A 22,470-nucleotide genomic window follows, 5' to 3' on the forward strand; every position below is an offset into this window, starting at 1 on the left:
AACTTGTTTTTTCCTTAAAAATTTATAAACTATAGTCTCGTATCTTATCGGATTGGATTTTGAAATAATCTGATATTGGAATTGCTCTTTTAAGATACCTATAAAAAATTTTATAACAGGTGGGGTGTTTTTCCCAATGGTTTTCTTCAGAAAAAAAAGGATATGCCCAATGGTTTGTGGGTACGTTGTGAAGGCTGTAAGGGCATGCTGTTTAAAAAGGTTGTTGAAGAAAAAATGTTTGTGTGCCCTGAATGCAACTATCACTTTCGGATATTCAGCAGAGATAGGTTGAAGCTTTTGGTTGATGAAAACAGCTTTGAGGAAATGTGGGCTAATATGGTGCCGTGCGACCCGTTAAGTTTTAAAGATCGGGTAACTTACCCTGAAAGGGTAGCTGCTGAGCAACAAAAGACCGGTCTCAAAGAGGCTGCAATTGTAGGAAAGGGAAAGATCAATGGGAGAGAGGTGATGATTGGAATTACCGACCCATCTTTTATCATGGGAAGCATGGGTTCCGTGGTTGGAGAGAAGATTGCCCGGATTGCAGAAAAAGCTATGGAACTGAAGCTACCTTTGATTATTATTTCAGGTTCTGGTGGTGGCGCACGCATGCAGGAGGGCGTTTTTTCTCTTATGCAAATGGCAAAGACGAGCGCTGCTATAGCACGATTTCAAGGGGCTGGTGGTTTGTATATATCGATACTAACAGATCCATCTTTGGGTGGAGTAATGGCCAGCTTTGCGTCTTTGGCTGATATTACGATAGCGGAACCAAAGGCACTGATAGGTTTTGCAGGTCCCAGGGTTATTCAAGAGACGATAAAGCGTACCCTTCCGAAGGGTTTTCAAACGGCTGAGTTCTTACTGGAGCATGGCTTTTTAGATAGGATTGTCAATCGTCAGGATATGAAAAAAGAATTATTCAGAATGATTAGTTATCTGCAATAATTTATAGAAAGAGAAGATAAAAAGATTCCCCTGTAGCTCAATGGTAGAGTAGCCGGCTGTTAACCGGTTGGTTGTAGGTTCGAATCCTACCGGGGGAGCCAATTTTGCCCATAGGCAGAACTTCTATTCCCGAGGTTCTGCCTTTTTCATTTATAATTTATAATAGGAATGTTATAGTCAATCTTGATTTCCGGGTGGTTGACAACAATCCTTTTAATAAAGGATCTCAAGAAGGACTTTTGTTCGGCAATTGGGCTTTTATGGAGAAGGTCGGAAAGGTCTTGAACATAGTTTTTTAGGGTCTTTAAATCAAAAGGTAAAGTTTTTGGATTTTTTATTTCCTCGACAATTTCATCCCGATTCGTTTCCAGTGTATTTATTTGTCCTCTAATCTCCTTTATTCTGGGAGCAAGGTCATCAACATTGAGCTTGTCAGATTCAAGGGAGTAATAGAGCTTATTTAGTTTTTCTTGTAAAATTCCAATTGTTTATCAATTATTTTAACTTGGTCCTCTGAATCTCTTTTATGCTGGTTAATTTCGTTAAGTACAATATTGAAAAGCTCTGTCAGATTTTCCTCTGTAAGAATATGAGTTTTTATGTGTTCAATAATAAGAAGCTCAATTTCTTTCTTTTTGATGAGCCTTGCACTGCAAATGTCTTTTCCTCGTTTAATGTAATTATGGCAAGCATAGTAAAAATGTTGACCAGATTTTGCCGAACTCCCTATCATTTTTGCCTTACATTTTCCACAGTAAATAAGCCCGCTTAAAAGATAGTCGTTTGTAATCTCTCTTGGGATCAATTCCGATCAATTAATTCAGGGGACACCATACTTAATTATTGGCTTTGTTTTTAAAATTATTAATATGTCCACATGGCCAGAATTGCTCGTGTGGTCGCACCAGAAGTACCACACCATATTACTCAGCGAGGAAATCGCCGTTTGAAGACATTCTTCTGCAACGAGGATTATGAGGGATACATAGACTTGATGTCCCAGTGAGGTACGCACTGGAACATTGAAGTATGGGCATATTGCCTGATGCCAAACCATGTACACCTAATTGCAGTTCCGCCTTCTAAAAAGGCGTTTAGTCAGGCGATTGGCGAAGCGCATCGGCGCTACACGCGTCGCGTAAACTTTCGGGAAGGTTGGAGAGGACACCTATGGCAAGGACGTTTTGCTCTCAAAGGGTCTATCGGATGAGGAAGTCGAAAAGCTTCGATGTTACGAGCGAACCGGGAGACCTCTTGGCACTGACAGTTTTTTGGCATGGCTTGAAAATGTACTTGGTAGAATACTCCGTAAGCAGAAACCTGGCCAAAGGTGACTCAAAAGAAAAATAAGAATCTCTAAAATTAAGTATGGTGTCCCCGAATTCGCGCAAGAATACCGGAGAGAAGACGAAGGATACTATGGATGGAGACGTCCTGGAACTTACGGGGGATGAGTGGGAGGAGGAGACAGGACAGTTGGCTGGAATATTTGGAGTAAGTAACGAGGAGGAAATACCCCTGAGGTGTGTAAGCGCTTTACAGGAGGATAGTGAGCGGTTTTATGTGTTGGAGGTACTGGGAAAGAGTGAGGATAGTTTGCAGGTGGGTGTGATGGAGTGGAGGAAGGTAGGGTTTGTGAATGGTGGTCTAAGGAGTGTCAGCGGTTTGTCCCTGAGGTGGAAGCCGAGTCATACAGTTATAACCTGCCGGAGATTGCATCAGGAGCCCCCCAATCATACGCCCCCAACACCTGGTCTCCAACGACTGTTACTCCAGCCCCGTCTGCCCGTATCGGGCAGACGGGGGTGTGGACGGGCTCGCAGATGATCGTGTGGGGGGATGGAATGGCACGAATTATTTCAACACCGGCGGACGCTATAACCCCACAACAAACACATGGACGGCCACATCCACCACAGGCGCCCCCTCTGCCCGATTCAGGCACACGGCGGTGTGGACGGGTGCACAGATGATTGTGTGGGGCGGATGGAATGGTACGAGTTATTTCAACACCGGAGGTCTCTATACCCCATAAGAGGCATGGGAAAAAAGCTTCTTGTGGAAAGGGAAGGTACGAGGAGGGACACGGTATTTCCGGGTCCCTCCGTACCTTGTGAAAAAGGGGATTTATAAATGTCTAATTCTAGTCCGAACAAGTCGGAACGTATAGTGCGGGTGGTTTACCCCGTTAGCTATGAGATATCGAACAGGAGACACAATGAAAATTCACAAGTTTCCAAAGTCCCGTTACTCACTACAATACAATATCTCACGGGGTTGATTCCCACTAAAGTGCCGACCACAAGGGTTCGGCGCTAGTGCGCCTGAAAGTGCACAATGCCAGAGGGGGTGAAAGTCCCCTTCAGGGAAAACGCTTTCCGCCCTGCAACAGACCGTAACTGCGAGACTCTATGGCCGGTTCAATCTTGCAGATAGAATCAGAAATTTCAAGTTTGGTAGCCGAACAGCTGACAAACTGAGCATTGTACGCGATGCCAGGGCGCAGACTGAAGTCTACGGCTACCAAATACCCAAAAACCGCATAAAAAAGGAACCATGGGTGACCCTTCTTTCTTCTTACAGTAGTAAGGAAGGTATACACAACGTCTTAAGTAATTGCGCATAAAGGCGTTGTTTAGAATTGATAGCCTATCCTACAAATACTGGATAATCTGTGTCCTTCCATATTCCCTTTCTCCTCTTTCAATCTTCAATGCCCCCAAACGTATTGTTGCAATTTTAGAAATATTGCTCACGGGGGTGAAGAGTGTTATTTTTCCGGCAAAAGGATCTAAATCGGTAACAGTGCCAAGACCCAGGGTAGTATTGTTTTCGTCGTTGAGGCCCACTAAAAGGTCTTTTAATTGTTGTCTTTCAATCAGTACAACCGAGGAAGCGCCAAAATAACCTTTCAGTTTATAGACCGGTATTGATACGTCCATGTGGTCTGGCATGATCAGGAGTTCAGTGCCACATTTTTCCATGTAGAGATGGTTCATACCATGGATGCAGGCTTCTTTTGGTAATTCGGCTGGTTGTATCCTTTGACCGGTACCTATAATACAAGATGGGAATGCCACCTTGTGAATTGGGCAATCTACGATTTTTGCCGATTTGAAATATGCTTTATATTTTTCACTCCTGTATCTCTGCCTTTCGGCCTGTGAACGGGTTACTACGTGTTTCGAACATACCAGCCGCATAACCTGCCAACCCATTTTTTCGTAACCTCTCAAAAGATGTTCCATCTCGTCTTCTGCCTGTAACGCAAGAATCCGTTGCGGACGAAGCATTTCTATTTTATGGAGTTTCAGGATGCGGGCGACGGGCCCATCAATAAAACCTGTCGTGTCTACCAGGGTGATATGTGAGCCTTGTTGCTGGGATTTGTCAACCATCGTTTTTATTGCATGAAGTGTCTGCAATAAAAAACCTTCGGGTGCAGTATTTCCTACAAAATGGAGATATAAGGGGTTTGCAGAATTATTTTGATGCGGAGGTGTGTTGAAAATCTTTAAACTTACCGTTGTTGGCGGGCCTAATGTAGATTGGCCTAAATCGCTATCGACATATCCCACGCGTGTTCCGGAAGCCGCCCATGTATGGATCAGATACTTACACAGGGTGCTTTTGCCGCTATCGGTCTTGCCAAGGACAATACATACTTTTGCGTCTTGCTTTATCCGCTTTGCTGCCTGCTCCCATTCCTTCCGGATATCGATCGTGTCCATTATTCATTATCAAATTTTACGTCTTTAACCTCCAGCTCCAGTTGCTCATTATCCATCCAATTATTTATTTTTACCGCAAAGGCAATTGAACACGTCCTTCCATTTTGTCTAAGTCTGTCCATGTGCTCTCCCATACCAAAGGCAACTGCCCTGATGGCTGCGTCTCCCTGTTTAACATAGAAACTCAGATGTTGTCCTTTCGAGCCGATACGGCGCGGCTGTCCGACAATTTTTAAATTTGTAGCAGCAAATAAGGGTATGGGATTTCCCTCACCGTGGGGGGAGAGGCGTGCAAGCTCCGTTACCAATGCCTTGGACAACATGGAGAGTGTGACTTCCGCATCAATATTCAGGACGGGCACCAGATCCGTCTTGCAAAGTCTTTGAGATGTCATACTATTGAGCATCTCACGAAAGGCATCAATATTATCCGGGTGTATCTTTAATCCTGCGGCTTGTGCATGACCACCCACAGAAAGTAATTTATTCCTGCAATTTTCAAGGGCCTCCAGGATATGAAATGAGGGAATGGAACGTGCGGAACCGTGACCGATGTCATCCGCAACGGCAATCATTACGGTGGGACGATTAAATTCTTCTACAATTTTCGAGGCAATAATCCCAATAACCCCTGGATGCCATCCCTCGTCTGCCAATACAATAGCGGTGGTTTCATCCAGGTCTAATTCGTGTAATACCTTTTTCCTTGCTGACGCCATGATATCAATCTGGATTTCCTGCCTTCTTTTATTCTCCTGTTCCAGAAAATTGGCAATTTCCACGGCCCTTTCCTTGCATCTCGTGATTAACAGTTCAACGACAATGCCTGCATTGCCTATACGGCCTGGAGCATTCAACCGGGGTCCCAAACGATATCCTACATGAAAGGCATCGAGATTTCTGTGAGAAATATCTGCCACATCAAGGAGCGCTCGCAACCCTGGGATTTCAGTATATTGCAACGCACTCAGCCCATATTTTGTAACGATACGGTTTTCACCCAGGAGTGGCACCACATCAGCAATCGTTCCCAAAGCCACCAGACCTACAGCGCTTAGCAGGAAATCCTTGAATTCCGAAGAGACCTTCTTCTGAGGTGAAAAATGCTGCCCAATGGCCCATGCCAGCTTAAAGGCAATGCCAACGCCAGAGAGGTTATGAAACACATGGTTGGATGCATGTAATTTTGGATTGACTACCGCAAAGGCATTGGGTATTTCCTGACCGGGCCGATGGTGATCGGTAATAATCAGGTCGATGCCATGTGTGCGTGCAATATCTGCCTCCCGGCAGGCATTGATACCGCAGTCTACCGTCAAAATGACGTTTGCCCCACCTTCCCGAAGCTTTTTAATTGCGTCTGCATTCAAACCATATCCCTCTTCCAGCCTTTCCGGGATATAGTAACTTACCTTTGCCCCCACCAATTCCAGGCACCGATACATGAGCGCCGTGGCCGATAGGCCATCGACATCATAATCGCCGTAAATGACGATTTTTTCTCCCTTCCGTACGGCCTCGTTGATACGAATGGATGCCTTTTCAATATCCGGCAGAAGAGAGGGGTCTCCCAATGCCCCAATCTGTGGCTGGAGAAAGCTTCTGGCAGATGCGACATCAATGATCCCGCGATTGATAAGAACCTGAGCCAGCAATTGCGATATTTTGAGTCTGCTGGCAAGCTCTGTTTGCAGTGGCTTGTTAGGGGGACAAAATACCCACCGTTTAATCATGGTGTTTTCGTTTATGAGAAAGGTATAATATTGTTAAAATGTAAAACTCAAATTCAAATGTATCAAAAAACAAACGACAGTATGTATTATTCAGCGCCAGGTAACTCTTTTTGGTTGCGGCTTGCTGTGTCAGGTGTTATCATTTTACTTTGATTTGTAAGTCTTTCAAGGAAATTTAATTATTTTTCATTTTTCTCTATTCTTCCCGGTATTTTATCACTTTAACCTTGTGTCCGCATTTTAACAAGGCAAGTGAACAGAAAATCTTTTATTGAAAAACATGCAATGATGTGATAGCATTTTGCTGTAGCTTTGCGATACTTCGCCATTGATGTCAAAAATAGTGGACTGGCCCAATGTTCCTTGTTTTGTTCCTCCACCTTGTATCACGGTATCACGGTAATTCTTCAGAACTTTTCGTTTTATAATCAATTAAGGAATCAATGAGAAAAAGCACTCTTTTTAGCGAATGTGCCAAGTTATTGTCATTCGCAAGACCTTACTGGAAATACATGGCATTAGCCATTATCAGTATGATCATGTATACCTCGGCAAATGGTGTCCAGATTTCATTAATCAAGCCTATCATAGACAAACTTCTGATAGGGAATGCAGAAAAGGTGGAAGAGTTGCCGAGGATCGATATAGAGCAGGATATACAAAAACAAGGTAACCAATCTCCTGTTAAACAGTTTAAAAATCAGATATTCCACAAATTTGCGTTTATAGAAAAACTACAAAAACATGCTACAAGTTCATTTACGAACATCGGCATTGTGATGGCAATTGTCGCCCCCATTATTTTCTTTTCCTGTTATTTCCAGCAATACTTCAGAAATCTTGTCATGTGGGCCGTTGTTGTGGACATCCGGAATAAGGTATGCGACCATTTACTCCCACAACCCCTGAGTTTTTTTGAAAACAGGAAGAGCGGCGACCTCCTTTCCAGGTTAACGAATGACATTGCTGTAACGCAGTCAGGACTTACGGTCCTTTTTGATGAAATCCTGCTGCAACCCTTAAAATTGATTTGCGGATTGACTCTGGCATTTTATTTTAGCTGGAAGCTTTCCTTGTTGACCCTGATTGCCTTTCCTGTGATATTCATTCCTGTGCTGATCATGGGCAAAAAAATCAAGAAGCATGGGAAGGGAAGTTTGCGGCATCTCTCTGACCTCACAGATGCCTTGCGGGAAATGTTTGCAGGCATTCGAATTGTGAAGGCGTTTAAGATGGAGGCTGAAGAGAGCCGTGAAATCCACGACATCAGTGACCGATTCTTCAGGAAAAGGCTGAAGATGGTCAAGGCAAAGGCAATCAACACGAGTACCAGTGAATTCGTTTATGCCCTGGGTCTCGCTGTCTTGATTATTTTGGGAGGCTATGTGGTTGTGTCAAAGAAAATCACTCCGGGGGAACTCGGTGGGTTTATTACCGCCATAGGTTTTATGGTGATTACGACCGTCAAGAAACTGGCCAAGAGTTATGCAAGTTTGCAAGAATCCCTGGCGGGTGTCAATCGGGTATTCGAACTATTCACGATAGAACCCACGATAAAAGACCATGCCGGGGCCGTGACGCTGAAGCACGTAGAAGAAGGCATTTCTTTTAAGGACGTGAGTTTTTCCTACGAAAACAGTGAGGAGTTTGTCTTGAAAGATATCAACCTTACCATCCGCAAAGGAGAGATACTTGCTATTGTGGGTAAGAGCGGGGCCGGGAAATCGACTCTGGTAAACCTGATACCCCGTTTCTATGACCCTGTCAAAGGCGCCATAGAGATAGACGGAATAGATATACGAAAGATTAAACACGAATCGCTCCTCACACACATTGCAATAGTCTCCCAGCAAACCTTCCTCTTTAACCGCAGTCTCCGTGAAAACATACTCTACGGGAGAAGGGATGCTACAATTGAAGAAATTTATGCAGCGGCAAGGTCTGCCAATATCCATGAATTTATTATGAGCCTCTCCAAAGGTTACGATACCGTTGTGGGTGAATTGGGGGTAAAACTATCCGGAGGGCAGCGTCAACGGATTGCCATTGCCCGCGCCATACTGAAAAATGCACCCATTTTACTCTTAGATGAAGCGACTTCGTCGCTGGATTATGAATCTGAGAAACTGGTACAAGATGCACTCAATAACCTCATCGCCGGAAAAACGACCATCATCGTTGCCCATCGCCTTTCCACAATCCAGCATTGTGACAGAATCATCGTAATGCAAAATGGACATATTGTAGAAACAGGCAGTCACGACTCCCTCATGTCAGGTGAGGGAGAATACAAACGCGTGTACCAGTTGCATTTTGATACACTTCAGTCATGAGAATTCTTGTTATTGGCTCTCAGGGCATGCTCGGCAGAGACCTTGTAAATCGATTTCCCAACTTTTCTGACTCAAAATTCCCCTGTATTGAAGTTGTCGCAGCGAATCACAAGCACATAGATATTACGCATGGCCCAAATACCTCCACATTCATTGCTCAAATCAAGCCAGATGTAATTGTCAACTGCGTTGCGTTCGCGGATGTCGATGCCTGCGAAACCCGGATTTCTGATGCCTTCGCTATCAATGCAGATGGAGCAAAGAATGTAGCATTGTCGGGAAAAGAAACAGGGGCAAAGATTATTCATATCAGCACCGATTACGTATTTGATGGCGCCAAGAATGGATCTTACATTGAAACCGACAAACCCAATCCCCTCTCTATCTATGGCAAATCAAAACTCGAAGGAGAACTTGCCATTCAAGAAATAAGCGATAATTACGCTATTATCAGAACGGCATGGCTTTATGGCCTGTATAAGAAAAATTTTGTAACCACCATGCTAAATCTGGGAAGGAAAAACCGCTCCGTGTCTGTTGTTACCGATCAGTGTGGATGCCCAACGTATACGGCAGATCTATCATATGCCATATGGAACATCATATCGCTGGATCTCCGGGGCCTGTACCACGTAACGAACGATGGAACATGTTCGCGCTATGAATGGGCAAAGAAGATCTTTGCATTAACCGGTGATCAGGTATCGGTACTGCCTGTGAAAACCGCAGATTACAAACGCGCTGCCGCAGTCCCTCGAAATGCTTCTCTAAACTGTGCGAAATATGCCAATGCCAGCGGACACAAGATGCGACTATGGCAAGAGGCACTGGAAGAGTATTTAAGGCAATGGAACGATTCAGCCTCGAATTGACACAAATGGGCACGAGGGGAAAGTTTGAGCTGTATAAAAATTTGGATAAAACGCTTTACCTTAAAATAGTTAATCCCATAAATCGATGATCTTCATCAAATTTTGCTTTGGTTGTTAAAATGAGTACTATATTGAAAAATAGAGTGACTGTTACTGCCTTAATATCTGCTGTCGCTGGCAAGATTAACAGAATTAACAGGGAAATTCGGTTATTGCAGGTAAAGTGGCAAATGAGTCCTGTATATATTTGTGAAATGGCCTGTTAAAAGTCACTATGATCCGTAGCTCTGATCCCGATACGATACGTCCTTACCTTAAAGACGCTTCTAACCTTACCGGTGGCTATGCAGGTGAGGTGGTTTTTCCTGAAGACGAAAAAGAGGTCATTCAGGTGCTGGATGAGGCATGCCGCGCCGGTACACCGGTAACGATCGCAGGAAATGGTACAGGTCTCGTCGGAGCAAGGATACCGTTTGGCGGAATTGTTCTCTCAACTGAAAAGCTCGGCGGATTAAGGAAAATTTATCAAATCGACGGAGGTTCCGGTTACGCCGTGACAGGACCGGCCATTACTTTAAGAGCGCTGCAGGAGGCAGTTTCTGCAAGAGGATTCCTTTACCCTCCGGATCCGACAGAACAGAACGCCTTTATCGGCGCCAGTGTCGCAACGAATGCATCGGGGGCGCGCACTTTCAAATACGGAGCTACCCGACGGTGGATAAGACGAATAAGGGTGGTTCTTGCAACAGGAGACGCCCTGGAATTACGCCGTGGGGAATTCGTTGCTGATAAAGAAGGCCGCCTTTTCCTGAATGGGCACAGAAACTCTTTTGAATTAAAGCTACCCCAATACCGAATGCCTGAGGGAAAGCACTCCGCTGGCTACTATGTGGCTCAAGGAATGAGCGCCCTTGATCTTTTTATTGGTTCTGAAGGAACTTTAGGCGTGATCACCGAGGTTGAGGTTGAGTTAATTCCTAAGCCGCAGGAACTCTTCAGTGGCGTTGTTTTCTTTGACCGGGAGGAGAATGCCTGGCAGTTCGCCGACCATGCCAGAGGAGAGTCGCTGGAAAACCGCGCTTCCCGGAGAAGAGATCTCATTGATGCCAGCGCCCTGGAGTACTTCGATTCCCAGTCTCTGGAAATTCTGCTTTCATCCTATTCTCAAATTCCCGGAAATGCTCGGTCAGCCATCTTTTTTGAACAGGAGATGCAACCTGAGTCCGGAAAGATACTCATGGAACAATGGTTTCAGTTATGCAGAGGTCATCAATCGCTGTTTGATCAGAGCTGGTTTGGCAAAAGTCCAAAGGAACATGCTGAATTCAGGGTATTTCGTCATGCGATTCCGGTTCTTGTCAATAGGATCTTGCGGCAGCATCATCAAATGAAGATTGGCACTGATTTTACTGTTCCAAACGAACGCTTTTTTGATCTGTTTAAGCTGTATCGTCAGGGTTTGACTGGTTCAGGTCTTCGGTATTGTATCTTTGGCCATATTGCGGATAATCATCTTCACGTAAACCTCCTCCCGCAGAACGACTGGGAAGCTGACCGGGGGTGGCAACTTTATCGCAAAATAGTCAGACAAATTATTGAATGGGGAGGCACCATTTCCGCTGAGCATGGCGTGGGCAAGATCAAACGTGAATATCTTTTGGATATGTTTAGCCAATCTGGACTACAGGAGATGGCCTTCATCAAAAAGACGCTCGATCCGTACGTAATTCTGGGCAGGGGGAACATTATTCCGGAAGAGTTTTTACTCCGCTGAGGAGTTTAGCCCGGCCATGCACAGTATATCTCGAATAAATTACTTCAAATGATGCAATATTCATACATATTCAAGCCGTCATTGTGATATGATGATGCAATTAAGCCTTGTCAATACAATCTCCGGAATGGGAGGCAAATATGGTAAAAAACGTCAAACGTTTCATTTTTTCTCAATCAATGCCAATGGTTTTTTTGTTATTCATGGTTGGCTGTGCCCCGGTTATATCAAAACAAATCAGAGATCAGGTGAAACCGGATGTCAGTTTTACAGAGGTACTGAATGACCCTGAACGGTACAAAGGCCAAATGATTCTTCTGAGCGGAACCATTGCCGAGACCGAAAATACCAGGGAAGGTACCTTATTACGGGTGTTACAGCGTCCTGCAGGTTTTCGTGGGAAACCCAAGGACGTGGATGAAACCGAAGGGAGATTTCTGGCTCTTGACCACCGCTACCTGGATGTAGCCGTATTTACAAAAGGAAGAGCCGTTACGATCGCGGGAGAAGTTCAGGGAAAGAGAATCCTTCCTTTAGACGAAGCAGAATACACCTATCCACTGATTTACGTGAAAGAAATATACCTCTGGCCGGTTGAAAAAAGCTATTATTCCCCTTCTCCGTCGTGGCACATCGGCTTTGGCTTTGGATATTATCACTGACAAACCTTTCGCCGAGGAATACTCGTTAACGACAGAGCAAGATTGGGCAGTGTGTAGACCGCATAACCCTTACCGTGGTGTTGCCCAGAATCATTTCCTGGAGCCGTGAATGGCCATAGGCGCCCATAACCAGGATATCAAATTTTTCATCTTCATCATTACAGAGTTCAAGGATGCCTTTTGCATGATCGGTTCCTTCTTTTGCAACAGTATTGACGGTAAGGTTGTAACTTTCGAGAAATATTTTTGCCTTTGAAAGTATCTCGGAAGATTCTTCTTTTTTGCCTGCCACGAAGATCACCGTCACAGGCAGCTTCATAAGTTGCGCTATTTCAGCACCACTATGCAATGCCTTATCTGCAAACGAGCTTCCGTCATAAGCAATCAACATTTTGGTAAAAGGTTTGAATTCGGATGGTGTAATAAGTACCGGTTTATGGGTCTGTCGTACCACAAATTCAACATTGGTGCCTAAAAACACGTCTCGCCATTCAGCGTGAGACCCCATCTTTCCCATGGAAATCAGGTCGCAGTCATCGGCGGATTTGATGATCTCGCGGCTCACAACCCCCTCTCTTACTTCCCGGCGAAAAGGTATTCCTGCCTGGCTACATTTTCCCTCCAGCAGATTCAAGGTTGCATCAGCCTGCGATTCCACCATTTCTCTTACGGTTTGATTGAATGTGCCGTAGGGAACCATTCCGCCGATGCTCGTCCCAATGTCATGGATCAGGGGACCAGTCAATACCTTGACGTCTTTAACGAACAATCCTCTGATACCGGCGTTAAATAGGCGTGCCAGATTTATTGCATAATCGGCCGCCGTTATACTGTTTTCAGAACCATCCGTAGGGACAAGGATTAGCTTTATCATAAATGCGGAACCTCCGATTGTCTGGTTTTTGAAAAGTGTGTGCTAAAACAGGATTCTTTGTTCTCTTTAAGGCAGTAATCATTGAGAGCCGATGCGATTATTACCCAAGAGTACTGTTTTGTCAAGTTAAATATGAGGTTTGATACATACGAGATTTCAAATATCGGTACCCAATCGTTATTTTCGGATGTTCAATCATTTTAAAAAGTTAGAGCGTCCATAAAACTGCTCGTTAAAATTACTTGTATTGAAATTCGTAACTGAGGAATGCACTGCTTAATCAATAATGACGGATTTATTTTCACAATAAGCCGTGAAATACCCATGAGAATATTCAGTATTGTTAAATTATTTATATTAAATTATTTTGCTGGCTTGCCGATAATAGTAACGAAAAGTAACATCAATAATACGTCTGAAATGTGTTGATAGTCTCCTGGGGTTTAGCTCCTCCCGTTTATACCTCAAAGACTATCAATACATTTTGGATTTACACACTACGTCATAAAATAAAGTACAGCGCGAGCAGCGCTAGCGCGCCACCGAGAAAATATTGGGAAACATCTTTGATAATATTTTTCTTTTTGATTCCTACGATATTTTTGTGTCTTTCAATGACCTGCGCGAAAATGTGTTTGAGTTCGTTGCCTGTGGCATCATGCTGATAGGTCCCGCCTACCATTTCTGCAATTTCCCGTAAAAAAACAGGGTTGGGCTTGGTATAAATAGTTTCTTCTTCTTCCGTAAGCTCGTAACCTGTCACGTTCCCTTCCTTATCTCTTTTGGGTATAGGTGATGCCTTTTTCGGGTCTCCGATGCCAACGACATAAATAGCGATGTCCTTTCTCTCCAACAGTAGTTTTACGGCCTCTGCGACCTGACTGCGGGTAATGATTTGCTCTTCGCCATCTGTGAGGAGGATCATTACCTTTTTCGTATTTTCTTTGCTGAATGTATCCATAGCCAGGATAAACGCATTGCCAATATTCGTCCCGTAAGGCACAAATCGTACATAATTTTCATTGATCATATTCAATATGCGCAGGAAGACCCTTTCGTAATCATTGGTGGGATACGGCAGAAGTGAAAAAGCGCGGGCTGCAAATACCACCAGACCTACACGGTCACCCTCCAATCCCTGTACAAGGCGGGATATCTCCATCTTTGCGCGTTGGAGTCGGTTGGGTTTCACATCTTCTGCAAGCATGCTGATCGAGACGTCTAAGACGAAGACAATCTCCAACCCCTCTTTTTCATAATGATCCTGTGTTGTTTGCCATTTAGGCTGTAATACCACCATCCCGAGGGCACAGCAGGCAGCGCTCATACAAGTACCTTTCAGGAGGTTTCTGTGGATTTTAGGAATCTTGCTAAACCTGTTGACTAAACTTCTTTGACCAAAGGCCTTTAACCAGGCAGACTTTCTTTGGTAAAGGAATAAATACAAGAGAAAGATTAAACCGGCAAGGACATAAATGAGGATTTTATATTCTTCGTAATGAAAAAATAACATGGTAAAGGTGTTGGACACAGGGGTCAGGGAGGCATGTTTCTAACATCCGGCTTCTGATTACCCACTCCTGATTTCCTGGTATTTATGTGTTTGGTTACAGTTAAAATGCTCCACGATTCTCGTGTTCCCGGCAAGAAATTACCAGCGTATCTTCTGTTCCCCGCTATACTTGTATTTTGTGCCCCACGGAATGAGTTTTAAGGCTTCGATGCGGTCTTCCCGCTCCTGTTGCTCCGGGCTAAACATGGTATTAAACTGCTGTTCGCCCAATCTCATCCTTTCCAAGTTCTTCTTTGCCTGAAAATCATTGGCATCGATCTTCAATACCTCAGCATATTGCATGGCAGCGGTAGAAAAATCCATGTCAGTTGCGATTATGTTCGCGTTGTTATAAATTGCCCTTGCCTTTAATGTCGGGTCGCTTGTTTCCATGGCCTTTCGGTACTCTTCGCCCGCCTTTTTCTTGTTTTCCATGAGGGTATACAATACACCTTTATTATAGGCAACCACAGGATCTTCTTTTTCTAATTTCTCTATGATGCGGATTATTGCAAAATTTTGCAATTCCTGGATGGATGCCAGGGCATCTTTATATTTTCCCATTTTAATCTTCCCTTCAAGTACTGCAAGAACACGGTATTTTTTATAGTATCCGTAGCTATATAACACCAGCAAACAAGCAAGTGTCAGAAGAAATAGCTTTACAAGATTTTTTCCAGACATTGCATTCTCCTTTCAAGACTTCGCAGTGACAAACAAATCAGACTTTAGACTTTGGTTTCATTGTTGTGGTGGCTGCTGTTCAGTTTCCTGTAATAGCATCGTTTCTTCTTCGTTTGTCTGTTCCGGTTCACCCTGGTCTGGCCTGGCCTTTCGTTCTGCCTCTGCTTTGGCCTTGGCCGCTTCTTCTGCCGAGCGTTGTTTTTGTAAGCGTTTCTTTTCTGCTTCTCTTATGTCATATTCAAGTTCTTTGTTTAATTTATCCGGGTCTGTTTTTGTATCATCAACGTAAATTTGCCTGGAAGTCCTGAATTCAATGTTGACACGCTCACTGCCACAGCTGAAAAGCAACAACGGGAACAGACTACTCAACAGGATATACAATATGTGGCCATGAATATGCATAAAAACTCCCCTTTTAAGAAATCGTTGTTCCCAGGAGGCGTTGTATATTCTCAGCAGAAGGTTTCGTAATCACCCCTTTTTCGGTAATGATGGCCGTAATATTTTTTGCAGGGGTTACATCAAAGGCGGGATTAAAGACCTTGACCCCTTCGGGCGCAGTTTTTCTGCCGAATCCGTTGGTAATTTCTTCGGGTGAACGCTCTTCAATGGGAATATCATTTCCCGACTTTATACTTAAATCAAAGGTCGAAACAGGGGCTGCAACGTAAAAAGGAATTCCATGTTCCTTTGCCAGAATAGAGACACCGTAAGTGCCGATTTTATTGGCCGTGTCACCATTGGCGGCGATCCTGTCTGCTCCAACAATTACGCACTGCACCTTTCCCTGCTTCATCACATGCGCTGCCATGCTATCACATATCAGGGTAACATCAATGCCGGCATGCACGAGTTCCCAGGCGGTCAATCTTGCGCCTTGCAGCAGGGGACGCGTTTCGTCTGCATAGACCTTGATATGTTTGCCTTGTTCCTTGGCCTTAAACAGAACGGCTAACGCAGTGCCATAATCAGCAGTGGCTAAACCGCCTGCATTACAATGGGTTAAAATACCGTTACCGTCCTTAATAAGTTTTGCGCCATTCTCGCCAATCTGCCTGCAAATAACCTTATCTTCATTTTGTATTCTTATTGCTTCATGGAGGAGTGCATCTTTTATTTCCCGGACGGATTTGTTCTTGTTTTCCCGCGCAACACGCTCCATACGGGCAATTCCCCAAAAAAGATTGACTGCCGTTGGTCGTGCAGTGCTCAAATAGGACGTTACCTGTTTCAGTTCTTTTAAAAAGGTATCCGCATCCTTTGCACGTATGTCCTTAATTCCTAAGACCACACCCATTGCTGCTGCGATACCAATTGCCGGCGCACCTCTCACCATGAGTGTTTTAATTGCATGCCAGATACTTTTTATGTCCTCACAGTAAACGAATTTTAACTCGGTGGGCAACAAAGTTTGGTCGACCAATCGGATACGACCTTCAACATCTCCTTCCCATTCTATAGTTGGTAACGGCATTTCTTCTCCCTCATAGTATTCACGGTAAAATCTTCTTTTTATAAGCTTTTCGTAATTGCTACGTATTGTACGTTGCGGGTCATTACTTTGGATATTGAACTCTCAACTCATTACAACTCGTAACTTTCACCTTGGTTGCACTTGGGAGCATTCCCGATTTTTTGTAACTGTTCATGAGGTCAGGACGATACAACCCTGTCAGGGTTAACACTCTGCAACATTTCACCAAAACCAGCGGAAGTCACAAAAAATCGGGAATGCTCCCGTTGCACTTACAGTAATCCAAGTTCAGTCCGCGCTTCTTTATCCTTTTTTGCAACATCATCCGACAGTTTCTTTTTATACAGTACCATTTTTTGCCTTATTTTTGGATCGGACAGGCTCACTATCTGGATTGCTAATATTGCGGCATTCATAGCGCCGGATTTTCCAATAGCCATGGTAGATACAGGAATACCCGATGGCATCTGCACCATAGAAAGAAGTGAATCCAGCCCACCCAGCCCGGATGTCGGCATGGGTACACCAATGACAGGAATAGGGGTCAAACTCGCAACAACCCCGGCCAGATGTGCAGCTCCGCCCGCGCCTGCAATAATTACATCGTACTTCTCTTCCGCTTCTGTCGCATACGAGTGAGCTCTTTCTGGCGAGCGATGGGCTGAAATGATATTCACATCGAAATCCACATCAAATTCCTTCAGTATATTCATGGCCTCCTTCATTATCGTGAGGTCAGAATCGCTACCCATGACAATCCCAATCCTTTTTTTTGCCATCATCCCCCCTCTGGAAATGGTTTTTATATTAACAAAGAATTATATATTTGTGTAATAAAATTTGGGAAGAACACCGATAAGGTTTTTGTGGCACACCCGGTCTGTTTGCGCAAACGATTCAGGTAGGGGATACGGTGTGGTCTATTCAAGAGATAACGCACGGTGGCCGATATGCTGACATTTCCCCCCTCGGTTACCATATCTTCGCAAATCTCCATGTCTTCATCTACGCCATCAGAAATTGCACGCACGACAATAAAAGGAATTCCCATGGCATTAGCCCGTTCTCCTATCACAAACGATTCCATATCCACGGCTATCGCAGAAGTTTTGGTCCCGATATGTCTTTTGACTGAAGACTGATGGATTATCTTATGAACGGACAAGATATCTCCGCAATGTGATCTGAGATTATCTGCGCTGCTTAAGGCAACTGCAAGATCTGCAATGGATGTATCACAGGAAAGGGTTGAATCGATTTTGATTGTTTCTTCCCAGGTTTCCTGGGAAGAATACAGAACATGTTTTCCTATAACTAAATCCCCGATGCCGACTTCTGGCCTTACGCTGCCTGCAAAACCAGAAGAAACCATTAATTGTATCCTGAAGCATTTTGACAGGCGGTGTACTACATCCGATACATTTTTCCCTATGCCTGTCTGAACAAGGGTTATCGGAAAACCATGAAATTCTGCCTGATAGAATACGGCATGGGCATACCGAATCTTTTTTACGATATTTACTTGCGATTTTAGGGAGGCCATTTCCTGGCTTAATGCAAAAAATACTGCTATCATAAATCTTCCTGTCTGATAAGAAACGCATAAATGGAATCAAATTTAATTGAAATTTTCAATATAATTATGAAAAAGTTCTCGCCTGATCAATCACCAGACTACGGAAAACTCAACAGTGACCACTTAAATAATCCTTGACAGTATTATCTATTTGATATAGCATTTTGTGTTTACGTCTTTGCTCATTATTTTTTGCTTTGTTACAAAATGGAGTTTTCCCTATTATGAGGGTATCATTATCATTAGGTTCTTCTTTGACAAAATATCTGATTAAGAACAAGTTTTTATCCAGAGAACGGTTTCCACTGGTATTAATGTTAGAGATTACTCATTTATGCAATCTCGCTTGTGAGGGTTGCGGCCGCATACGGGAGTACCGGGAAACCATGCGGGAGATGTTAAGTCCTGAAGAGTGTATTCAGGCAGTGGAAGAATGTCCCGCACCTGTTGTCTCTGTTACAGGCGGCGAGCCACTGATGCACCCTGAGATTGATAAAATTATCCGTGGTATCCTGGATAAAAAAAGGCACATCTATTTGTGTACCAATGGCATCTTATTGGCAGATGCGATAAAAAAACTGAAGCCCAGTAAATATTTTAACATTAATGTTCACATCGATGGCCTTGCTGAAACACATGATGCTATTGCAGGGAAAGGGGTCTTTGATCGTGCAACCAGGGCTATTCGGGAGGCAAAACGGGCGGGATTTAATGTCTGCACAAACACAACCATATATAAGAATACCAGTGAAGATGAGATAGAGGAATTGTTTTCATTTCTGGAGGGGTTAGGTGTCGATGGTATGCTGGTTTCCCCTGGCTTTAGTTTTGAACACAACGAGAATGAGGTGTTCCTTTGCCGGAATGAGATACAGGAACGATTTGGATTCATTTATGGAATTTCAAAGAAATACAAGATACTGAACTCTCCCCTGTATTTAAAATTTTTAAAGGGGGAAAGGTACCTAAGGTGTACACCCTGGGGAAATCCAACCCGAAACTATTTAGGCTGGAAAAGCCCTTGTTACCTTATTACAGACACTCACTATAAAACCTTTGCTGAGTACATGGAAAATACGGATTGGGAGAAGTATCAGGAAGGCAATGACCCGCGTTGCGAAAATTGTATGATGCACTGCGGTTTTGAGCCCACAGTAGTGTTAGAAGGTGGAAAACGATTATCTGATATCATTGAAATGGCCAAATGGAGTTTCAGCTAGAGAAAATAATCACCTTAGCAACTCACGTGGTTGCGGAAGGAAGTGTTGCATCTATACACAGCGTCATTAATCAGATACGAATATGTCATTCCCGCGGAAGCGGGAATCCAGAAAAATACTGGATTCCGGGTCAAGCCCGGAATGACAGACAGTTGTAAACTTATGTCGCTATGTATAGTTGTCTCGTTTAATTATGTTACAGAGTCCTTGAACAGTCCTCTCTTCTGTAAACTCACCCTTACAGTATCTATTCAGCGTATATTCGCTCATAATTGCTATGAGCGAACAAAATCAGGCAATTCGCCATGAAATAGCATCTTTAATGCCTGTCTCAAATTTACCCCTTGTTTTCGACAAGTTGAGAGGTAGCTGCGAATGCGGCAAAAAATCCTGGCTCCCTCCAAAGAACGAAAGCAGCCCGATATTTTCTGCTGAACCTTTGTCATCCTGATGTCGTTTTCAGCCAAATTATTCGTAAAAGGGACGTTTTTATTGTCCATAAACCTCAGGACATCATCCTCATACTTTCGTAATCGTTCCAGAAGATTTCTGGCTTTTGTCCTTTTCACTCGCCCCCTTTTCCCCTTACGGTTTGTTTCATCAGGGGGAGGGCTTTCGGCTTCTGCGTTTTGCAATATCACCCGGTACCTGTGCCGATATTTTTCAGACTCATCGGCGCCCAACATTCCTCCGGCATCGCATGTTGCACGATTTATCTCTTCAAGCAAGGCCTTCATCTCTTTCGCCCACTGCTGCTTATTGTCCTCTTCCCACACACCCTCTAATTCTCTCAGGTGGTGCGCATTACAGAGCGCGTGCGTACAGGGATAGGTGTAATACGCCTTCAAATGGTCGTGACAAAGAATCCCACGAAATTGGGGCAATATTCCTATGCTATCTATTGCCTCTGTCCCTCTCCCTTCGTGAGGATAAAAACATGTCCACTGCCTATTGGATGCGCTATGCAACCAATATCTATCCCCGTTCTTGTTAATACTCGTTTCATCCACATGCAACACCTCTGACTTGGTGAGTTCTGCTTTGCTTTTCTCCTCAAAGATTTCCAGATATTCGTAGGCTTCCTGATTAAAATTGTACAAGGAACCTTCACTCACCGGCATCGACATCTGCTCTTCAAAATACTCCTGAATCCTCTTGTAGGGTATCAGTTGATACTGTGACATATATACTGCATGCGCCTTCAAATCCGCCCCATACTGCGCCGCCTTTGTTATTCCTTCAGGAAAGGGCGCGATAAATCGGTTCCCCTCCGCGTCCTCTACTATCTCTGCACGATACTCTGTTACCTCCCGTGAAATCTTCATATCAAACACCTGGCGCGCTTCGTAACCCACCACCGTATATTCCCCACGCGGCAACTTCCTTTGGTCTACTTTTATCACTTCCACCTTATCAGGGTTCTCAACCCTTTTCAGCGTCACCCCCTCACGACCCTTTTGTCCACCCGCCTTCCTCTCGCCCTTCGCCTTGCTTTCTCTCTTGCGATTCGGATCACTTGAGGGAGGCTTACTGCTGTTGCGACTGTTACGGTTTAAACGACCAACCAGCAGCGTTATTACTACTACCAATAACTCTACCATGGACCTCATGGCTGGCGACAGCACTTTCTCTTCAGAAAGAAGCTTCTCTACTTTTTGGAGCGTTACCTCTATGTCTATATTGTCTATCGTCAATGAATCCGCCTGTATGATGAGCCACCCATTTATTTACTGCGGCTATTATATCACAGGCTTTTTCATCCTTTTTATTGGCGCTATAAGACACGACAAAAGCACGAATTCCTCTTACCAACACCAGCCTGTCCATGTCTGTGCTCTCTCCTCATGTAGGCTGTACTAACCACCTCTACAGGCCATATATGCCACAAACTAATCCAAACGACTCTCTGTCCCGGATATCCTGTCAAACATATTTTAAAATATTTTCACTGAATAGTTACCCCTTACAAAACTCTGGATCCCTTGTTGTAGGAGTTAAATCATATGCCCCCCCTTCCTATTTCAAAGATGCGAGGACGTATCTTATTTAAATCGGCATCATCTTCATTTAAGATGCCCAGTGTCTGTAACGCAGCAACAAAGACGGAAGTTTGATAGGTGGATCTAAACGGAGGAACATCTCGTTGCCATTTACCAGGAAATTCCAGTCCATAACTCGATGCGGCGATCAGGTTCCTTGTAAAAGGTAATTCTGTGTATGCCAGAGGCGTGCGTCAAGGTCTGTGGTAAAAAAGATGGTGTTAGGAAATTCATTACGAAGCGCTTGCAATATCAGCGTATCCTGACGATACCACTCGTATGGAACTAGACGTTCTTCCCCATTAATCTCTGCTTTAAACGCTCCAATATGTGTTTCATTCCTGGGTTGATATCCGGCAACATGAAGCGCTGAAAGCACGGCATATCGAGTTCTCTGTCGCTCCTCTGCATCTTCTGTATAATGACCATCAGTAATCATAACGGGCATGATCAATACCTTCTTAATATCTTTTTGAGGTATGAATATCTTTGAACAGGGGTCATTGATATTACGAATTGTAAAATCTTGATGTGACACCTTGGCATCTTTTCTATAACTTTCAACGGCTTGAAATGGATCCTGCCACAGACGGGCAAGCACCTTTTCCTCATCTACCTGCCGTTCCATCCACCTGCGATAATTGCAGCAATAAGCAGGGTAATAGAAAATGGAAACGATGCTTGTTGCTCTTGTTGTTCGGTCATAGTTATGGTATTAATTTTTTGAAATAAAAAGGATGCAAAGTTAAATAGCTATTATGTTTGTTCAGCAAAGAATCAAATAGGTGGATAAAAAATTATGCCCCTTTTTTCTTGTCCTAAAAATAAAAAAGCCGTACTGCAATATATTCATAGCAAACATCTTTGGCAGTAAGGCTGTCTTTTTCAAAGCCGTTTGAACGGTTTAAGCGGTTTAAACCGCTTACAAGACCCTGTCCTTTGCGTCCCCTGATCGCTCAGGGTTTGCCCTTATCGTGATGTGAATTTTTCAGTGGAAA

The 22,470-nt window shown here is 43.9% G+C and carries 19 protein-coding genes, 1 tRNA gene, 2 pseudogenes and 1 riboswitch; of the genes and pseudogenes, 10 read left to right on the top strand and 12 right to left on the bottom strand.

What is annotated here, in order from left to right; all coding sequences use genetic code 11:
- Window positions 1–159: 159 nt before the first annotated feature.
- Window positions 160–948: pseudogene (gene accD / locus BROSI_RS09975) on the top strand (acetyl-CoA carboxylase, carboxyltransferase subunit beta); the annotation flags it as partial.
- Window positions 949–974: 26 nt separating this feature from the next.
- A tRNA-Asn gene (locus BROSI_RS09980) sits at window positions 975–1,049 on the top strand.
- Between the two features lie 359 nt (window positions 1,050–1,408).
- Here BROSI_RS09980 and BROSI_RS09985 read toward each other — a convergent pair.
- Window positions 1,409–1,753: a recombinase zinc ribbon domain-containing protein gene (locus BROSI_RS09985; RefSeq protein ID WP_157842472.1), complete on the bottom strand. Its 345-nt coding sequence runs from the start codon at window positions 1,751–1,753 to the stop codon at window positions 1,409–1,411.
- Window positions 1,754–1,825: 72 nt separating this feature from the next.
- On the opposite strand from BROSI_RS09985, the pseudogene BROSI_RS21370 reads away from it, so the two are divergent.
- The 3 genes and pseudogenes from BROSI_RS21370 (at window position 1,826) to BROSI_RS19845 (ending at window position 2,983) form a co-directional block, all read left to right on the top strand.
- Window positions 1,826–2,282: pseudogene (locus tag BROSI_RS21370) on the top strand (transposase).
- A gap of 85 nt (window positions 2,283–2,367) precedes the next feature.
- On the top strand, window positions 2,368–2,775 hold the full coding sequence (locus tag BROSI_RS09990; protein ID WP_157842473.1) for a hypothetical protein: 408 nt from the start codon (window positions 2,368–2,370) through the stop codon (window positions 2,773–2,775).
- Window positions 2,756–2,983, top strand: coding sequence for a hypothetical protein (locus tag BROSI_RS19845; RefSeq protein ID WP_157842474.1), 228 nt, complete (start codon window positions 2,756–2,758; stop codon window positions 2,981–2,983). The genes BROSI_RS09990 and BROSI_RS19845 overlap by 20 nt, the downstream gene beginning before the upstream one ends.
- A 619-nt stretch (window positions 2,984–3,602) precedes the next feature.
- Here the strand turns inward: BROSI_RS19845 and BROSI_RS10005 are convergent.
- Both BROSI_RS10005 and recJ read right to left on the bottom strand, forming a co-directional pair.
- The gene (locus BROSI_RS10005) at window positions 3,603–4,679 is read right to left on the bottom strand and encodes a Clp1/GlmU family protein (RefSeq protein ID WP_052563607.1); all 1,077 of its coding nucleotides are present in this window, start codon (window positions 4,677–4,679) and stop codon (window positions 3,603–3,605) included.
- Window positions 4,679–6,412 carry a single-stranded-DNA-specific exonuclease RecJ gene (gene recJ, locus BROSI_RS10010; protein ID WP_052563609.1) on the bottom strand — a complete coding sequence of 578 codons (1,734 nt, stop codon included), beginning with the start codon at window positions 6,410–6,412 and terminating at the stop codon, window positions 4,679–4,681. The genes BROSI_RS10005 and recJ overlap by 1 nt, the downstream gene beginning before the upstream one ends.
- Window positions 6,413–6,855: 443 nt before the next feature.
- Here recJ and BROSI_RS10015 point away from each other — a divergent pair, with 443 nt between their 5' ends.
- The 4 genes from BROSI_RS10015 (at window position 6,856) to BROSI_RS10030 (ending at window position 12,053) form a co-directional block, all read left to right on the top strand.
- Window positions 6,856–8,745, top strand: coding sequence for an ABC transporter ATP-binding protein (locus BROSI_RS10015; protein ID WP_052563610.1), 1,890 nt, complete (start codon window positions 6,856–6,858; stop codon window positions 8,743–8,745).
- Window positions 8,742–9,617, top strand: coding sequence for a dTDP-4-dehydrorhamnose reductase (gene rfbD / locus BROSI_RS10020; RefSeq protein ID WP_052563612.1), 876 nt, complete (start codon window positions 8,742–8,744; stop codon window positions 9,615–9,617). The genes BROSI_RS10015 and rfbD overlap by 4 nt, the downstream gene beginning before the upstream one ends.
- Before the next feature lie 274 nt (window positions 9,618–9,891).
- Window positions 9,892–11,391: an FAD-binding oxidoreductase gene (locus tag BROSI_RS10025; RefSeq protein WP_052563613.1), complete on the top strand. Its 1,500-nt coding sequence runs from the start codon at window positions 9,892–9,894 to the stop codon at window positions 11,389–11,391.
- A gap of 140 nt (window positions 11,392–11,531) precedes the next feature.
- The gene (locus tag BROSI_RS10030; protein ID WP_052563615.1) at window positions 11,532–12,053 is read left to right on the top strand and encodes a Slp family lipoprotein; all 522 of its coding nucleotides are present in this window, start codon (window positions 11,532–11,534) and stop codon (window positions 12,051–12,053) included.
- A 25-nt stretch (window positions 12,054–12,078) separates the two neighbouring features.
- On the opposite strand, the gene BROSI_RS10035 is transcribed toward BROSI_RS10030, so the two are convergent.
- The 7 genes from BROSI_RS10035 to BROSI_RS10065 all read right to left on the bottom strand — a co-directional run bounded on the left by BROSI_RS10035 (window position 12,079) and on the right by BROSI_RS10065 (window position 18,213).
- Window positions 12,079–12,927, bottom strand: coding sequence for a universal stress protein (locus tag BROSI_RS10035; RefSeq protein ID WP_052563617.1), 849 nt, complete (start codon window positions 12,925–12,927; stop codon window positions 12,079–12,081).
- A gap of 502 nt (window positions 12,928–13,429) precedes the next feature.
- Window positions 13,430–14,458, bottom strand: coding sequence for a VWA domain-containing protein (locus BROSI_RS10040; RefSeq protein WP_052563618.1), 1,029 nt, complete (start codon window positions 14,456–14,458; stop codon window positions 13,430–13,432).
- Window positions 14,459–14,578: 120 nt separating this feature from the next.
- Window positions 14,579–15,163 (bottom strand): hypothetical protein, encoded by a 585-nt coding sequence (locus BROSI_RS10045; protein WP_052563620.1) that lies wholly within the window; start codon window positions 15,161–15,163, stop codon window positions 14,579–14,581.
- A 57-nt stretch (window positions 15,164–15,220) separates the two neighbouring features.
- The gene (locus tag BROSI_RS10050; RefSeq protein WP_052563622.1) at window positions 15,221–15,565 is read right to left on the bottom strand and encodes a hypothetical protein; all 345 of its coding nucleotides are present in this window, start codon (window positions 15,563–15,565) and stop codon (window positions 15,221–15,223) included.
- 13 nt (window positions 15,566–15,578) lie between these two features.
- On the bottom strand, window positions 15,579–16,637 hold the full coding sequence (gene mtnA / locus BROSI_RS10055) for an S-methyl-5-thioribose-1-phosphate isomerase (protein WP_052563624.1): 1,059 nt from the start codon (window positions 16,635–16,637) through the stop codon (window positions 15,579–15,581).
- A gap of 272 nt (window positions 16,638–16,909) precedes the next feature.
- On the bottom strand, window positions 16,910–17,416 hold the full coding sequence (gene purE / locus BROSI_RS10060) for a 5-(carboxyamino)imidazole ribonucleotide mutase (protein WP_052563626.1): 507 nt from the start codon (window positions 17,414–17,416) through the stop codon (window positions 16,910–16,912).
- A gap of 23 nt (window positions 17,417–17,439) precedes the next feature.
- Window positions 17,440–18,213: a phosphorylase family protein gene (locus BROSI_RS10065; RefSeq protein ID WP_052563628.1), complete on the bottom strand. Its 774-nt coding sequence runs from the start codon at window positions 18,211–18,213 to the stop codon at window positions 17,440–17,442.
- Window positions 18,214–18,437: 224 nt separating this feature from the next.
- On the opposite strand from BROSI_RS10065, the gene hpnH reads away from it, so the two are divergent.
- Window positions 18,438–19,433, top strand: a complete 996-nt coding sequence (gene hpnH, locus BROSI_RS10070) for an adenosyl-hopene transferase HpnH (RefSeq protein ID WP_052563630.1) — start codon at window positions 18,438–18,440, stop codon at window positions 19,431–19,433.
- 275 nt (window positions 19,434–19,708) lie between these two features.
- Here hpnH and tnpC read toward each other — a convergent pair whose 3' ends face one another.
- Complete coding sequence (gene tnpC, locus BROSI_RS10075; protein WP_052561421.1) at window positions 19,709–21,127, bottom strand: IS66 family transposase; 1,419 nt, start codon at window positions 21,125–21,127, stop codon at window positions 19,709–19,711.
- A 493-nt stretch (window positions 21,128–21,620) separates the two neighbouring features.
- On the bottom strand, window positions 21,621–22,100 hold the full coding sequence (locus tag BROSI_RS10080) for a hypothetical protein (protein WP_052563632.1): 480 nt from the start codon (window positions 22,098–22,100) through the stop codon (window positions 21,621–21,623).
- Between the two features lie 235 nt (window positions 22,101–22,335).
- Window positions 22,336–22,450, bottom strand: a riboswitch (cyclic di-GMP riboswitch).
- Window positions 22,451–22,470 lie beyond the last annotated feature (20 nt).

This window comes from Candidatus Brocadia sinica JPN1, assembly GCF_000949635.1.
GTDB lineage: Bacteria > Planctomycetota > Brocadiia > Brocadiales > Brocadiaceae > Brocadia > Brocadia sinica.